This is a genomic window from Acidimicrobiia bacterium (assembly GCA_036271555.1).
GTDB lineage: Bacteria > Actinomycetota > Acidimicrobiia > IMCC26256 > PALSA-610 > DATBAK01.
This window is the reverse complement of the sequence record DATBAK010000019.1, coordinates 139,951-154,877: the sequence shown is the minus strand read 5'-3', so window position 1 is coordinate 154,877 and position 14,927 is coordinate 139,951. Positions and strand designations below refer to the sequence as shown.

At 70.1% G+C, this 14,927-nt stretch carries 14 protein-coding genes; 2 read left to right on the top strand and 12 right to left on the bottom strand.

Annotation, left to right across the window (positions count from 1 at the left end; all coding sequences use genetic code 11):
* Positions 1-5: 5 nt before the first annotated feature.
* From VH914_06470 to VH914_06435, 8 genes are all read right to left on the bottom strand, one after another.
* A complete protein-coding gene (locus VH914_06470) occupies positions 6-1,091 on the bottom strand; it encodes a zinc-dependent metalloprotease (GenBank protein HEX4490833.1) in 1,086 nt (361 codons plus the stop codon).
* 37 nt (positions 1,092-1,128) lie between these two features.
* Positions 1,129-1,332, bottom strand: coding sequence for a hypothetical protein (locus VH914_06465; protein HEX4490832.1), 204 nt, complete (start codon positions 1,330-1,332; stop codon positions 1,129-1,131).
* Positions 1,333-1,519: 187 nt separating this feature from the next.
* Positions 1,520-1,762, bottom strand: a complete 243-nt coding sequence (gene rsrA / locus VH914_06460; GenBank protein HEX4490831.1) for a mycothiol system anti-sigma-R factor — start codon at positions 1,760-1,762, stop codon at positions 1,520-1,522.
* Between the two features lie 6 nt (positions 1,763-1,768).
* Positions 1,769-2,353: a sigma-70 family RNA polymerase sigma factor gene (locus VH914_06455; protein HEX4490830.1), complete on the bottom strand. Its 585-nt coding sequence runs from the start codon at positions 2,351-2,353 to the stop codon at positions 1,769-1,771.
* 68 nt (positions 2,354-2,421) lie between these two features.
* Positions 2,422-3,621 (bottom strand): phosphotransferase, encoded by a 1,200-nt coding sequence (locus VH914_06450; GenBank protein ID HEX4490829.1) that lies wholly within the window; start codon positions 3,619-3,621, stop codon positions 2,422-2,424.
* Between the two features lie 11 nt (positions 3,622-3,632).
* The gene (locus VH914_06445) at positions 3,633-6,539 is read right to left on the bottom strand and encodes a family 78 glycoside hydrolase catalytic domain (GenBank protein ID HEX4490828.1); all 2,907 of its coding nucleotides are present in this window, start codon (positions 6,537-6,539) and stop codon (positions 3,633-3,635) included.
* Positions 6,536-7,975: an alkaline phosphatase family protein gene (locus tag VH914_06440; protein ID HEX4490827.1), complete on the bottom strand. Its 1,440-nt coding sequence runs from the start codon at positions 7,973-7,975 to the stop codon at positions 6,536-6,538. Before VH914_06440 ends, VH914_06445 begins: the two co-directional genes overlap by 4 nt.
* Before the next feature lie 21 nt (positions 7,976-7,996).
* Positions 7,997-8,440, bottom strand: coding sequence for a MarR family winged helix-turn-helix transcriptional regulator (locus tag VH914_06435; protein ID HEX4490826.1), 444 nt, complete (start codon positions 8,438-8,440; stop codon positions 7,997-7,999).
* A gap of 106 nt (positions 8,441-8,546) precedes the next feature.
* Between VH914_06435 and VH914_06430 the strand changes: the two genes are divergently transcribed.
* Positions 8,547-9,578 carry an ATP-binding cassette domain-containing protein gene (locus tag VH914_06430; GenBank protein HEX4490825.1) on the top strand — a complete coding sequence of 344 codons (1,032 nt, stop codon included), beginning with the start codon at positions 8,547-8,549 and terminating at the stop codon, positions 9,576-9,578.
* Positions 9,575-10,402 (top strand): ABC transporter permease, encoded by an 828-nt coding sequence (locus VH914_06425; protein ID HEX4490824.1) that lies wholly within the window; start codon positions 9,575-9,577, stop codon positions 10,400-10,402. The genes VH914_06430 and VH914_06425 overlap by 4 nt, the downstream gene beginning before the upstream one ends.
* A gap of 9 nt (positions 10,403-10,411) precedes the next feature.
* Here VH914_06425 and VH914_06420 read toward each other — a convergent pair whose 3' ends face one another.
* The 4 genes from VH914_06420 to VH914_06405 form a co-directional block, all read right to left on the bottom strand.
* Positions 10,412-10,789: a hypothetical protein gene (locus VH914_06420; GenBank protein HEX4490823.1), complete on the bottom strand. Its 378-nt coding sequence runs from the start codon at positions 10,787-10,789 to the stop codon at positions 10,412-10,414.
* A 77-nt stretch (positions 10,790-10,866) separates the two neighbouring features.
* Positions 10,867-11,397: a hypothetical protein gene (locus VH914_06415; protein HEX4490822.1), complete on the bottom strand. Its 531-nt coding sequence runs from the start codon at positions 11,395-11,397 to the stop codon at positions 10,867-10,869.
* Between the two features lie 37 nt (positions 11,398-11,434).
* Positions 11,435-12,676, bottom strand: coding sequence for a hypothetical protein (locus VH914_06410; GenBank protein HEX4490821.1), 1,242 nt, complete (start codon positions 12,674-12,676; stop codon positions 11,435-11,437).
* A 91-nt stretch (positions 12,677-12,767) separates the two neighbouring features.
* Entirely contained in the window at positions 12,768-14,807 is a 2,040-nt protein-coding gene (locus tag VH914_06405; protein ID HEX4490820.1) for an acyltransferase, read from the bottom strand.
* Between the last annotated feature and the right edge of the window lie 120 nt (positions 14,808-14,927).

Genomic DNA, 14,927 nt, shown 5'->3' with positions numbered 1-14,927 from the left:
ACGCGTCAGCCGGTCGCGGCGCGCGTGCTCGCGACCCGCGTGAGCCACGCTTCCGGATCGTCGAGCTCGGGCACCGTCGGCAGGCTCGCGGCGTCGCGCCACGCGGCGTCGAGGGCGGCGATGCCGGCGATGCGCTCGACCCCCCGCACGAAGCGCTCCCCGACCTCGTACTGCCGCATCTTCATCTCGATACCGAGCAGCTTCTGCATCTGGCCGCTGATGCCCTTCTGCTGCCGCCGCGCGTGCAGCACGCGCGCCATGCGATCCGCGCCCTGTACGTGGCGCTCGCCGAGCACGTTCATCACGTAGTTGCCGTGGCCTTCGAGCAGCGACATCAAGGCCTGCACGCGCTCGAGGATCACCTGCTGCTCGGGCGAGGCGAACAGCCCGACGAGGCCGCCCTCGTCGAGCGGGTTCTTGCCCGCCTTCACCGCGTCGGCGATGCGTCCGATCGCGCGCAGCAGCACGGCGGGGTCGGGGTCGACGATCGAGAGCGAACCCTGCACGAGCGAGAGGAAGTAGTCCTTCATCCACGGGACACCCGTGAACTGCGCACGGTGCGTCACCTCGTGGATCGCGATCCAGCGTCGGAAGTCGAGCGGACGGAACGCGAAGCGCTTCTCGAGCCCGAGGATGTTCGGGCCGACGTAGTAGACCGCGTCGGTGTCGGCGGCCTGCCCTTCGGAGTCGGGCACCAGCAGGTCGTACTGACCGAGCACGCGCTGCGAGAGGTAGCCGAGCAGCGAGCCGACCTCGACGCCGGCGACGCGCCGACCGACCGGCGCGATCGGGCTCTGCGCGAGTCGCTCGCCGAGGCGCTCGGTGAGCGGGGCGAGCATCGTGCGCATCGACGCGACGTTCGCCTCGACCCAGCCCCCGCGATCGAGCAGCTGCGCGTGCGCGCGGCCCGGCGCGCGCAGGCCGGTGAAGTCGGCGACGAGATCCTCGGCCTCGGTGGTCACGGCGGCGAAGTCGCGTGCCAGCGACGCACCGAGGTACGACGACGCGATCTGGTCCCGGCCGGCCACGAGGCGCGCGACGCGCGTCGCCGTCGGCCAGTCGACCGGGTCGGGTCGCGACCCGACCCTCACCGAGGCGACAACGGGAGGCGTCGAGACCGCGCCGTCGTCAGTCACTCCGTGGGCGACCCTTCGTCTGCAGGCGGCCGACCTTCATCCAATACCCGACGGCCAGTTGCACGAGCGAGGCCGCGGCCACGAGCCCGAGCAGCGGGGCGATCCAGAAGTGCCACGGCTTGCCCATGCTGCGGTCGACGTACATGAACGCGGCGAGCGCGACGAGACCGAGGCCGAGCACGACCCCGCCCAGCATCCCGAGAATCTCCGAGGGTCTCACCGGCTCGCTCCCCAGCAATCGTGGACGGTCAGCGTCCGACGATGTTAGAGGCGCCCGGACACGGGGTCCGGACGCGGAGCGGGTGAGCGGTCGCCGCGGGCCGCGCGGCGCAGCCCCGTGCCGAGCGGAGCGAGCACACGACCATGCGGACGGGAGGGCTCCGCTACGGCAGGAAAGGGTCGATCTCGCCGAAGCCGAGGACCTCGGCGATGCGGATGCGGAGGGTCTCGGGGACCTCCTCCGAGCACTTCGACACGATCACCCTGCGCAGCTCCACCTCGAAGGCGAAGCCCTGGAGGCAGGGAGGACAGTCGTCGAGGTGGCGGGCGATCGCCATCCGCTTCCACACGGTGAGCTCGCCGTCGAGGTACGAGTACACCTGGTGGATCGCCTTCTCGCAGTCCATCCGGAGCTAACTCCCTGTTGCGCTCTCGACGGTCGGTCGCAGGTTGTGCTCCCCAGCGAACTCCCACAACCGCTTCTGCAGGAGCTTTCTTCCTCGGTGGATGCGACTCATCACGGTTCCGATGGGCACGTCGAGGATCTCGGCGATCTCCTTGTACGAGAAGCCCTCGATGTCGCAGAGGATCACGGCCATGCGGAACTGCTCGGGAATCGACTCGAGCGCCTCCTTGACCTCGGAGTCGGGAATGGCGTCGAGGACCTCGGTCTCGGGGGTGCGCATCGCGTCGACCGCCTCGAGCCCGCCGAGCCGGCGGAAGAGGTAGAAGTCCTCGGTGTCGTCGAGGTCGACCTGCTCGGGACGGCGCTTCTTCGCCCGGTAGATGTTGATGAACGTGTTCGTGAGGATCTTGTAGAGCCAGGCCTTGAGGTTCGTGCCCTCTTGGAAGCCGCCGAACCCGCGGTACGCGCGCAGGTATGTCTCCTGGACGAGATCCTCGGCGTCGCTCGGGTTGCGCGTCATGCGCATCGCGGCCGCGTACAACGCCGACATGTAGGGCATCGCTTGTTCGGCGAAGTTCGCCGGATCGGCCATGGGATCAGGGTACCGCTCAGGTGCGACGGCCATCCGGCCGGACGAACGTGACCTTGAGCACGTTTCGGTCAGCTTTCCGCGGCCGCGATCCGGAGCCAACGGGCCGGATCGGCCTCGTGATAGATGCGCTCGGACGCCTCGATGTGGTCGAGGAACCCGCGGTAGATGACGGCCTGACGCAGCGCGGCGATCGGCCGGATCCGCGCCGCCGCCCGCTCGGGATCACAGCCCGGCCGGCGGGTGCGCCACTCGTTCGCCCAGTGCGCGCGAAGGGTTTCGTCGTGAGCGACGGCGCGCGACGTGAACAGCGCGGGATGGTCGAGCAGCGGATGACCGACGCCACAGTCGCCCCAGTCGAGCAGCGTCGGCGCGTCCGGATCGCCGCGCAGGTTGCCGGGGTGGAAGTCGCCGTGGACGATCGTGATCGGCAGACCGCACGCGTCGATCTCGGCCGTGCGCGCGTCGAAGGTCGCGAGCAGCCGGTCGAGCGCGTCGCGTTCATCGGACACGAGCTCGGGCGCGTGCCGTTCGACGACGTCGGTGGCGAGGGCGCGCAGCGCGGGCCCGCGCCAGTCGGGTAGCCCGAGGCCGAAGAGCGCGTCGATCTCGTTCGCGACGCGATCCTGGATCCCGACGAGCGTCGTGATCGCGCGCGCGATGGTGCGTTCGGCGGCGTCGTAGTGATCGACGCCGGGGATGTCGTCCATGAGGACGCGTCCGGGCTCGAAGCCGAGCAGCGGCGGGAGGGCGGGATCCGCGAGCCGGTCGATCACCGCGCCTTCGTGTGCGAAGAAGGGCGGCACGCTCTTGAGCCACACCGGGCCGGCCGCGGTCGGGATCTGCCAGATGCTCGACAGGTTCCACGTGCGCATCTGCCGCGCGGCTCCGGTCGAGGCCCGACCGTGTGTCGCGAGCACCGACTCGGCCCACGCGAGCTCGCGCGCGGGTCCGCCCGGACGCGCGTACGGCAGGCGCAACGGGTCGTCGCTGGTGGCGAGTGCGGCGACGCGCGCGTCGACGGGTCGCAATTGCGCTTCGCCGCGCCGCTCGACGGCGTAGGTCGCGTCGCCGCCCATCTCGAGCGGGTCGCCGGGCGGGCGCGCCTCGAGCAGGCGCAACACGACGACGTCGACCGCGTGGTGCTCACGCGCGCCGTCGACGACCGACTCGATCTCCGACCACCACGGCAACTCGACGTCGAACGGCGCGAGCGCGCCGAGCACCGCGCCGTGGTCGTCGACGGCAACCAGCGTGACGCGGCGGGGCACGGTCGGCTCGGTCAGGCCGCGGCGCGGCGCCGGCGCGCGAACGCCACGAACGCCGCGGCGAGGAACAACAGCACGAGCGCGCCGACGACGAACGCGAGCCACCGTCCGACGTTCGACGCGCCCGATGCGTGCAAGACATCGTCGGCGATCGGGCGGGGGCGGATGTCGAGCGAGTACTGACCGGACCCGACCGTGAACCGCAATGTCCCATCCTGCACCCGACCCGAGGCGAGGCTCGCGAGCACGGTGCTTCCGTTCTCGAACACGTCGCTCGTCGCGTGCGCGGGCACCGTGATGTGCGCGACGACATTGTCCGGCACGGTGAGGTCGAGCTTGAAGTGCGTCGCGTCGATGCGCTTCCACGCGACGGCGACGGGGCCGCGCTCGGTCGCGAGCCGGCCTCGGGCGCTCGTCACGGTGCTGAGCGTCGGTGGGGCGACCGTGACCTCGCTCGCGCCGGGCTTCGTCACCGACACGCCCAGGACGTCGGTCGTGAGCGCGGGCAGCACGGTCGAGCCCCACGCGTGGGACTCGCTGTCGCCGTACACGTCGCGCGCGTCCCAGCTCTCCCACGTGAACGTCGCGCCGCGGGAAAGGATCTGCGCCCAGCCCGGGATCTTCGGGTTGCTGATGAGCTTGACGAGCGCGTCGTCGTTGCCCGACGCGTGCAGTCCCTGGAGCAGCACGGCCGCGATGTCGGGACCCGTCGCCATGCCGAGTTGCTCGACGTGCGCGACGACGGTCTCGCGATCGGAAGCCGGCACGATCCCGGCTGCGAGCGCGTACGCGTTGGCCTGCTGCGACGCGTGCGTGCTCTGCGTGCCGTTCTGGTGGAGCCCGTCGATGTACACGCCGTCGGGCCGGCGTAGGCGCGTGTTCACGGCCTTCGTCAGCGCCGTCGCCCGCGTCGCGTACGCATCGATCTCGCGCGCCGGGCGGTGCAACGCACGCGCCGCGTCCCTCAGCTCGCGGAACATCTCGATCGCGATGATGCTCTCGGTCGTGCGCGCGACGGTCGTCATGTCGTAGCCAAAGCGCTCTTGAATCGGCCAGTCGACGATGCCGCCGTTGTAGTCGCCGCCGCCACCGGGCAGGTTCGTGACGAGTCCGGCCGCGGGAGAGATCGCGCGCGCGACGTAGCTCGCGACGTTGCGAATCACCGGATAGAGCGTCGCGAGCTCCGACCGGTCACCCGTGATGTCGTAGTACCGCATCACCCAGATCGGGTAGTTCTCGGTGAGGTCGGGGATGTCGCGCTTGCCGTCGCCGTTCGGATAGACCGCGTTGACGCGGCCGTCGGGCCAGTAACGCTTCTGGGAGCGCGCGAAGTCGCGCAACGCCTGCCATGTGAGGTTCCGCTCCGCGAACGCGACCTGCGTGACGCTCGACGTGTTCGACGAGTCTTGGCCGAACTGGCCGCGCTCGCGTGTCGGTGTGTCGACGAACTGCTCCTGCGAGCCGTAGAGCGCGGAGTGGCGCGCGAGCTCCCAGATGCGGTTCAGGATCGGTGACGACGACGTGAACGTGCTGGCGTCGTCGCCGGGCATGCCCGCGTGACGCGCGTACGCGACGACGTCGCTCGCGTGCAGGATCTCACCGGGGTTCGTGAGCTCGACGTAGCGGAAGCCGAGATAGCCGAACGGTCGCAGCGTCTGCGGGCCGGCCCGCTCGACGTACGAGTCGTGCATGTCGGTCTCCTGCGTGCCCTTCGTCGTCGACACCGCGCCGCCTGGATCGAGCAGGTAGCCCTGGAGCAGCGTGAGCGCGCGACCGGCGATACCCGCGTGCAGCGAGATCTGCGGCGTCGCCGCGATCACCGAGCCGAAGTCGGCGACGTACGCACCGTTGGCGAGCCGGCGGAAGCTCACGGGCTTCACCGGTTTCTCGACGATCTGCGTGCGCTGCGCGATCAGATGCGTCCACGGCGCAACCGGGTGCGCGCCCACGACGAGCGCGTGCTCCCACGTGCTGTCGTCGAACGACGCGGTCGCCCAGCTCGGTGGGAGCAGGCGCGCGTCGATGTTCTCGACGTAGTCGCCCTCGTCATTGCGCGCGGTCGCCGGCAACCACGGCCCCTCGTGCACGCGCCAGCGACCGCTCGTCGTGAAGGTCTGTCGGAAGCCGTCGCGATGGTCGATCGTGAGGTGCGCGATCGCGCCGGGCGGCTCGGCCGGCCGACCCTGACCGGGCCCGAGGTTGTGCACGATCATTCCGATCGCGTTGAGCCCGGGCTTCAGGTACGGCGCGATGTCGGTGCTCGTGTAGTACTGCTCGTCGGGGTACGAGTACGACGGACCCCCGCCGACGCGCGTGCCGTTGACGTACAGCTCGTACTGCTGCGCCGCGGAGAGGTACGCGCGGGCGCGCACGATCGCGCTGCCGCCGACCGTGAACGTGTCGCGCAGGAGGAAGTAGTCCTCGCGCGGATTGCTCGGTGGCTCGGGCCGGCGGATCCAGTCCGCGTGCCAGTCGCCGTCGCCGAGCGCGGTGTCGAACGGTTGCGGCTTCGCGAACGCGCCGCGCGTTCCCGCCCGGTCCCAGGTGCGCACCGTCCACCAGTAGCGGTGGTCGGGCTTCAGTCGGAGGTGCGCGACGGCGACCGACGACTCCGCGCTCGACGAGACCCGGCCGGTGTCGGCGAGCACGGTCGACGCGTTCGGGTCGGTGGTCGGTGCGCTCGCCACCACCACCTCGTACGCGGTCTGGATCTCGTCCCGATCCGTGTCGACGGGGATCCAGCCGAACGTCGGTGTCGCCGTGACCCACAGCGGCGCGACCGCCTCGTCGACGCGCAGGTCGGTCGGCGAGCCCGGCGCGTGGTCGCTCGCCGCGCCGGCACCGATCGCGCCCGCGCCGCTGAGCACGATCGCGAGGCCGAGCGCGAGCACGCCGCCGGTCATGCGGCGAACGCGCGTCACGGTGTGGTCGTGCGCGCGCCGGGCGGCGGAATGGCGCCGGCACCCACACCACCGCAGTCGACCGTCGCGGGCGGCGGGCCGTTCAGCCCGAGCGCGGGCTCCGGCAATTCCGGTGGCTCCGCGAACGCGGGCGGATTCTCGAAGTCGAGCGAGTCGAGCAGGTCGTCGGCGTTTGCATCGCGGAACGTCAGCGCGGGGAGGTTCCACTTCGTCTCGATGAGCTTCAGGATCGACGTGTGGTCGTGCACCACGTGCGACACGTAATGCTTCTTCGCGTACGGCGAGATGATCGCGGCCGGCACGCGGAAGCCGTACTGGTCGTAACCGGCCTTGATCGCGCCGGGCGGCAGGTTCGGCGGGATCGAGTCGGGCGCGATCGCGCGCGGCGGAACGACGTGGTCGTAGTAACCACCGTGCTCGTCGTAGAGCCAGATCAACACGGTCTTGTCCCACGCCTTGCCGGTGGTGACCGCGTGCACGACCTTCGCCGCGAACTGCTCACCGACGCGGATGTCGGCGGGATTCTCCTCCGACTCGCCGTACCTGTCGTCGAACGCGGGATCGACGTACGAGAGCGCGGGCAGCGTGCCGTTCTTCGCGTCCTGGTAGAAGCGCTCGATGTGCGCGGTGTGGTTCAAACGCGTCGTCATGAAGCTCGGGAAGAGGAACGACGCGGAGATGTCGACGTAGTAGCTCATCCACGACAGGCCGTGCGCTTCGAGGCGTTCCATGATCACGCCGTTGGGTGGTGGCGGCGCGACGACCGACGCGGCCGTCGTGTCGATGACGCCCGCCGCGGAGCCCGCCATGAGGAAGCGCCGGTTCGGATACGTCTGCGCGAGGCACGACGCGAACCAACGGTCAGAGAGCGGATACGTGCGCGCGAGGCCTGCGTAGAAGGGAATGTCGTCGGGTGTGAAGTAACCCATCGCGACCGGACCGCACGCCTTCACGAAGCCGGAGTTGTCGCCGTTCCCGAGTGACAGGTGACTCGCCTGCCAGGCCTGGCTCGGTAGCGCCTTCAACTGACACGTCGTGGGCATCGGGAACGAGTGGATGTAGTGACCGGTGCCGTCGGGCAGCGCGGGCAACGGCTTGCCCGCGGCATCGAGCGGCAGCCCGTCGCCGCGACCGAGCACGCCGAGGTAGTTGTCGAACGAGTGGTTCTCCATCATCAGCACGACGATGTGCTCGATCTTCGGGAGCATGTCGACGCCCGCCGGCTTGGAGGGATCCGGGCGATCACCGGGCCGACGCGGGCGGCGCGGCACGGTCGTGGTCGGCAGCGCGGTCGTCGACGGTGACGTGAGCCGCGTCGCGACCGCGCGTTTGCCGCTGCTGCTCGAGCACGCGCCGAAGGCCGCCGCGGCGCCGAGCACCGCGGCCCCGCGCAACAACTCGCGCCGATCGAACCGGTTCTGCCTCGGATCCGTCACCGTGCCCCCCTTGGCGATCGGCTATTGGGCCTGGCCCCGCTCCACCGCCTCGGCGACCTTGCGCAACAAGTCTCGCAGCTCACGTTGCTCCGCCGGTGTGAGCACGTCGAGCGCGGGTGGTGGTTCGTGCAGCACGTCGAAGAGTTGCTGCTTCGCGGCGACGCCCGCGGGGCTGAGCGCGAGCGTCTTCACGCGCCGGTCGGTGGGATGCGGCCGCCGCTCCGCGAAACCGCGCGCCTCGAGCACGTCGGCGATGTTCGTGACGTAGGACGCGTCCCAGCCGAGGTGCTCGGCCAGATCGCCCATACGCATGGGCGTGTCGGCGTCGAGGTGGAACAGTGCCTTCATGAGGCTCGGCGACATGCCGATACTCGCGCCGGCCTGCGCCAACCGGTCCCGTGCCCCACCGCCCATGAAGATCTCGTGGAGGTGACGCCAGGCATCCCGACCTGCGGCCGTGCTCACGGGCCGATTCTACCGGATACTTGGCAAATTGCCATCATTGAGCAACACAAGTGTTGTGAGAACTTAACTCTTGACATATCTCAAGTATTTTGCCAGGATGGTCGCCGTGAACTCCCCCCATCTCACGAACGGCCGGGGTGCCCCCCGCACCACCGGCGAGTCCGCCATCGTCGCCGAAGACCTCGGCAAGCACTTCGGCGACGTCGAAGCGTTGAAGGGCGTGTCGTTCGACGTCCCGGTCGGCACCGTGCTCGGGCTCCTCGGCCCGAACGGCGCGGGCAAGACGACGAGCGTGCGCATCCTCACGACGCTGCTCAAGCCCGACCACGGTCGCGCCACGGTCCTCGGGCGCGACGTCACGAAGCACGCGCAGGAGGTGCGCGCGTCCATCGGTCTCGCGGGTCAGTACGCGGCCGTCGACGAGAACCTCACCGCGCGCGAGAACCTCAAGCTCGTCGGCCGGCTCGTGCAGGTGCCCTCGAAGCAGCTGCCCGGTCGCATCGACGAGCTGCTCGAGCGCTTCGATCTCGTCGACGCCGCCGACCGTCTCCTCCGCCACTTCTCCGGTGGCATGCGCCGGCGGCTCGACCTCGCAGCCGCGCTCGTGCACGAGCCGCCAGTCCTCTTCCTCGACGAGCCGACGACCGGCCTCGACCCGACCGGCCGCACCGAGCTCTGGAAGGTGATCGAGAACCTCGTCGGCGCGGGCACGACCGTGCTGCTCACGACGCAGTACCTCGAAGAGGCCGACGTGCTCGCCGACCGCATCGTCGTCATCGACCACGGCACCGTGATCGAGGAGGGCACGTCGGCGGAGTTGAAGGCCCGCATGGGCGCCACCGTCATCGAGGTCGGCTTCGGCGACGAGGCATCGGTCGCGTCGGCGGCGACGCAGCTCGAGCCGATCGGCGCGGTCAAGACCGAAGGCAAGCTGCTGCGAGTGAACGTGTCCACGGGCGCGGCGGCGATGCTCGAGACGGTGCGCGTGCTCGATGCCGCACACCTCACACCGACGACGATGATGCTGCGCGAGCCCACGCTCGACGACGTCTTCCTCGCGCTCACCGGCCACGCGGCCGAAGAGCCGACCGACGACGACAACGCCCCCCAAGACAAACGCGCCCGGAGCCGAGCATGACCACCACGACCGCCTCCCCCACCGCCACCGCGCCGCCCGAAGGATTCGCCGTCCGGAAGGTGCGCCCGAAGCCCGTCGCCGACGCGCTCACGATCGCGTGGCGAAACCTGCTGAACATCCGGCGGAACCCGCAGCTGCTCGTGTTCGCGACGATCCAGCCGATCGTGTTCGTCTTGATGTTCCGCTACGTGTTCGGCGGCAGCATCACGGTGCCGGGCTACAAGCACTACGTCGACTACCTGATGCCCGGCATCTTCGTGCAGACCGTCGTGTTCGGCGCGCTCACGACCGGCGTCGGCCTCGCCGACGACCTGCAGAAGGGTCTCATCGAGCGCTTCCGCTCGCTGCCGATGGCGCGCTCCGCGGTGCTCGTCGGCCGCACGCTCGCCGACCTCGTGCGCAACATCTTCGTCGTGCTGCTCATGGCCGCGATGGGCTTCCTCGTCGGCTGGCACATCGGCACGAACTTCATCGCGCTCGTCGCGGGCCTCGCGCTCGTCGTGCTCTTCGCGTACGCGCTCTCGTGGGTGTTCGCGATCGTCGGCATGTCGGCACCCAACGGCGAGACCGCGCAGGCCGCGTCGTTCCCCATCCTCGCCCCGCTCGTGTTCGCGTCGTCGGCGTTCGTGAGCGTGCAGAACATGCCCGGTCCGCTGCGCGCGTTCGCGAAGCACCAGCCGGTGAGCATCGTCGTCGACGCGGTGCGCGACCTGACGCACGGCGGCGCGACGACTTCCGACCTCATCTGGTCGCTCGTGTGGATTGCCGTGATCATCGGCGTGTGCGCGCCCCTCGCGGTCGCGAAGTACCGCAAGTCCGTCTGACGCGAGTGGTCACGTCGCCGGCGTCGGGTAGTCCTTCGTGCTCATGACGTAGAAACCGGGCACGCCGTCGCCGTGGCGCACACCGCCGATCATCACCCGCGCGGTGACGTTGCCGATCAGCAACGCGCTCGTGCGAGTGCCCGCCGGAACTTCGACGAGCGCGATGCCCGGAGCGTCGGGGCCGAACTGCAGCTCGACGGGCCGACCGGCGGGCCGGTGCGAACGGCGGTCCCGGAACGAGATGTCGTAGTACCCCGCGGGGGCTCGGGAGCGCGAGAACGTCAGCCCCGCGTCGGTCAATACGACGTCGACCTTCGGCCACGACGGAGGCTCCTCCGCGCGCGTCCTCGACGAATGACACGCGGCCAGCGATCCCACGAGGAGCACGGCGACGAGGGCACGGAGCCTGCGCGTCTTCGCACGCGTTCACACCTGCGAGGCGTCGTATCAGTTGCGCGCCAGGCCTAGGACGCGTCCTTCGGCCAGAGCACGGTCTTGTTCGTACACGTCCACGTCATGCGGGCTGCGAGGGTCGTTCCTTGCGGCGACCGGTAGCCGGTGAAGCTCGCGGTGCCCGAACCGTCGTCGTTGAGCGTCAGCGTCACGTGGCTCGCCGGCGCCTTGAAGAAGTCGACCGGCGTCTGCTCCTTGTACGAGCCGATGGAGCCGAGCACGAGGGCGCCGTCGCGGTAGACGCCCGGCCCGGAGAATTCGCGCGTCCCGATCGAGAAGTACAGCGGCGCGCGCACGGTTCCGGGACCCGTGATCACGAATGTGCGCCGGACCGAGTTGCCGTCGCTCGCCGCGGTGCTGCAATCGATCACGCCGTTGGGCCCGGTGGTCGAGTCGTAGTGGTCGACGTAGCGCGTCGACCCGGTCGTGCCGACGATCGACGCGTGCAGCAGCGCCTCCGTGCGCGTCTCGAGCTTGGTGCCGTTGCCGCACGCGGTCGCGGCGAGCACCAGGGTTGCGACGGCGACGGGCACTGCGCGCATGCCGTTACAACGGCTGCGCGCCCCGGAAGCTGAAGGGCTACAGCCAGGGAGAGACGGCCCAGCCCAGCGGGTTCTGGAAGTAATCCGCAGGGACGATGCCGACGTGGCTGTTGTCGACGCTCGTCGACGCGATCAAGCCGTTGCCGAGACTCAGCGCGACGTGACCCGCGGCGCTGGTCTTGTAGAACACGAGGGCGCCGCGCGGCGCGTTCCACCAGTCGGCGTGCTTGTCGGGCCGCGCGAGCCAGTTGTCGTACGCGGTCGGGTACGCCGACGTCAGCCCGTACGCGAGCTCCACGGAGTACTCGCACTGCCCCGTGTAGACGTGCTGGCCGACGCGCGCTTCGAACCACGCGACCGCGGCGTTGATCTTCGCGGTGTACGCCGCGGTCGCGCTCGTCGCGATCCAGTAACCCGTCGCACCCGGCGAGCGCGAGACCCCCACGACTTCGGCCGGCTCCGCGACCGGCACACCACTCGGACGCGCGAGCGCGGGCGCGTCACCGAAGTGCGCGGCGGTGCCGTCGGTCGCGACGAGCCAGTAGCCGTGGCCCGACGACGATGCGGCCATGCCCGCGACCGGCTTGGCGAGGCCGCCCGCGCCGAGCGAGCCGTAGAAGCCTGCGTCGCCGTAGTCGAAGATGCCGCCGTCGTTCGCGACGAACCAGTAGCCGTGACCGGTCGGCGTCGCGGCCATGCCGACGATCGGCTGGTTCAGCCTCAGCGCGCCGGTCGAACCGTAGAACCGCGCGTCACCGAAGGAGAAGATCCCGCCGTCGCTCGCGACCATCCAGTACCCGTGGCCGCTCGGCGTCGTCGCCATGCCGACGATCGGCTGGTTCAGCTTCAGCGCGCCGGTCGAACCGTAGAAGCGCGCGTCACCGAACGCGAAGATTCCGCCGTCGCTCGCGACCAACCAGTAGCCCGCGCCCGTGGGAGTCGCGGCCATGCCGACGATCGGCTGGTTGAGATGGATCGCACCGGTCGATCCGTGGAAGTGCGCGTCGCCGTACGAGAAGATGCCGCCGTCGGTCGCGACCAACCAGTAGCCGTGTCCGCTGTGCGTCGCCGCGATGCCCACGACCGGTTGCGCGAGCGAGAGCGCGCCGGCCGACCCGTAGAACGCGGCACTCCCGTTCGCGTACACGTCGGGCGTCGCGGACTCCGTCGCGCGCGCCGACACCGACGACACCATCGCGATCGTCGCCGACGCGATCGTCGTGAGCACGAGCAGGAGAACGGGGACGCGTGAGCCCCACAACTTGGAACGGGTCCTCAACAGCGGACGACCATAACGACTCGCGCACGGCATGTGCCGTATTCGGCGCGCTCGAACGCGAACTCGAGTGCTGATCTGTGGCGACGAGGAATCAGAGCGCGCGCGACAAATGTGCCAGTTTCAGGACCTTTGGCAGCATCCAGCGCGCGACGAGCGTCGCGGCGCCGTTCTCGAAGTGACGGCCGTCGCTGCGCAGCGTGACGCCGTTGATCGTGTCGTGGCACGCGCCGTGCGGACAGATGTACGCGTCGAGATCGAGGTAGCTCGCGCGCGGTCGTGACGCGACGGCATTCTTCAAGCCGCGGTTCATGCAGTCGACGGCGCGGTCGTACGACGCGGGCACCGCGACACCCGGACCGATGTCGATGCGCTTCGGCGGATGCACGACCGACACCACGACGACGCGCGCGCCGGTCGACGACAGCTCGTCGATCGCGCTGCGTACACCGCCCTCGTACCACGACACGAACGACGGCGCGCACGCGTCGACGAACTTGCCGTTGCCGATGTCGTACTGGTTGATCAACGGACCGCCGACCATCAGGATCGAGACGTCCGGACGGAACGTTGCGATCGCGCTGCGTTGGTTCGTGGTGCACGCGTTGACGTGCGGCGGTGGCGGCGCGTCGCCCGGGTAGCGCTCACGAACCGGCGAGATCATCGGGCACGCGAGCCGCGACCGGTTGAGCGAGACGACGCCGTACGCGACCTGCTGCTCGTCGATCGCAGTGCCGACGAAGCAGCCGACCGAGTCGCCGACGACGAGCACCTTCGGCTGGCGGGTGCGGCCCACCGAGTGCACCGCGGGGAGCGCGCGGAACGTGTCGCACGTGTTGCTGAGCAGCGACCAGTCTCCCGCCGGCATCTTTGGACGGGTCTCGGCCGTCGGCACGGCCGTCGCCGTCGCACGCGGCCAGTGCCGCGACACGGCGGTCGGCTTCGACGCCGCCGACGCGGGCGCGGCGGGGAGGCGCGTGGTCACGACGAGCGCGGCGACGACGAGCGCCGTCGCGGTCGCGAGTGCCGTGAACGCGCGCGCGGGTTTGAGCGCGCCGTGGCGGATCGGCTGCTCGACGAGCTTGTACGACACGATCGCCACCGCGATGCTCACCGCGGCGCGCAGACCGAGCAGCGTCCAGCCCGACGTGTGCGTGCGCGCGGGTGTGAGCACGAGGTACAGCGGCCAGTGGTACAGGTACAGGCCGTACGAGATGAGCCCCGCGCCGACGAGCGGGGGCGCCGCGAGCACGCGCGCGATCGGTCCGCGCTCGGGGTGCGCGGCCGCGGCGATCACGATCGTCGCCGCGAGGCCCGACAGCAGCAGCGGCCCGCGATACAGCGCGAGTCCGTTGCCGTTCTGGTGCGTCCAGGTGTACGCGAGATAGACGACACCGACGAGCGCGACAGCCTCGAGCGCGGCGCGCGCCCGGCGGCTCCGCACGTGACCCCATTCGACGACGGCCGCCGCGAGCGCGGCTCCCATCAGCAGGGCCGGCGCGCGTGACGGCGTGCCGTAGTAGAGAAAACGCTGATTTCCGTGGCCGAGCGCGTCGACGACGGTGAGTGCCGCGCACGCGCCGCCGATCGCGAGCGCGACCGCGAGCACCGCGCGCGCGGACCGCCGGATCGCGAGCACGCCGATCACGATCAACGGCCACAGCGCGTAGAACTGCTCCTCGATCGAGAGCGACCACGTGTGTTGGAGCGCCGACGGCGCCGTGAAGATGTCCCAGTAGCTCTGCTTCGCCGCGATGTCGCGCCAGTTCGCGAAGTAGAAGAGCGTCGCGATCCCGTCCCACCGCAGGCGCGGCAGCTCGCTCGCCTGTGCCCACACCGACGCGTAGATCGCGACGAGCACGAGCGCGACGCCGAGCGCGGGCAGCAGCCGGCGGGCACGGCGTTCGTAGAAGCGCGCGAGACCGACGCGGCCACGGTCGCGGTGCTCGACGAGCAGGAGCGTCGTGATGAGGAAGCCCGAGAGCACGAAGAAGAGGTCGACGCCGAGGTAGCCGCCGGTCAGCCGGTTGTCGTGGAAGAGCAGCACCGCGAGCACCGCGACGCCGCGCAGCCCGTCGAGCGCGGGCACGCGCGGCAGATGCGGGCTACGCGTCGTGTCGTTGCGCTCGGCCACACGTTCCTCCGGGCCGTGGGAACGCCTGACGCTACTTTTCTGGTCGCACTCGCTTCGCTCGCCGCTCCTGACGCCTCAGCCGCCGGCGCGGCCGGGCCGCAGAGCGACCCGGCCGTTCCC

Excerpts from the sequence above, each read along its gene's own strand:
- VH914_06455 (HEX4490830.1), bottom strand. The coding sequence starts at position 2,353 with ATGGCCGATCCGGCGAACTTCGCCGAACAAGCGATGCCCTACATGTCG.
- VH914_06425 (HEX4490824.1), top strand. The coding sequence starts at position 9,575 with ATGACCACCACGACCGCCTCCCCCACCGCCACCGCGCCGCCCGAAGGA.
- rsrA (HEX4490831.1), bottom strand. The coding sequence starts at position 1,762 with ATGGACTGCGAGAAGGCGATCCACCAGGTGTACTCGTACCTCGACGGC.
- VH914_06415 (HEX4490822.1), bottom strand. The coding sequence starts at position 11,397 with ATGCGCGCAGTGCCCGTCGCCGTCGCAACCCTGGTGCTCGCCGCGACC.
- VH914_06465 (HEX4490832.1), bottom strand. The coding sequence starts at position 1,332 with ATGCTGGGCGGGGTCGTGCTCGGCCTCGGTCTCGTCGCGCTCGCCGCG.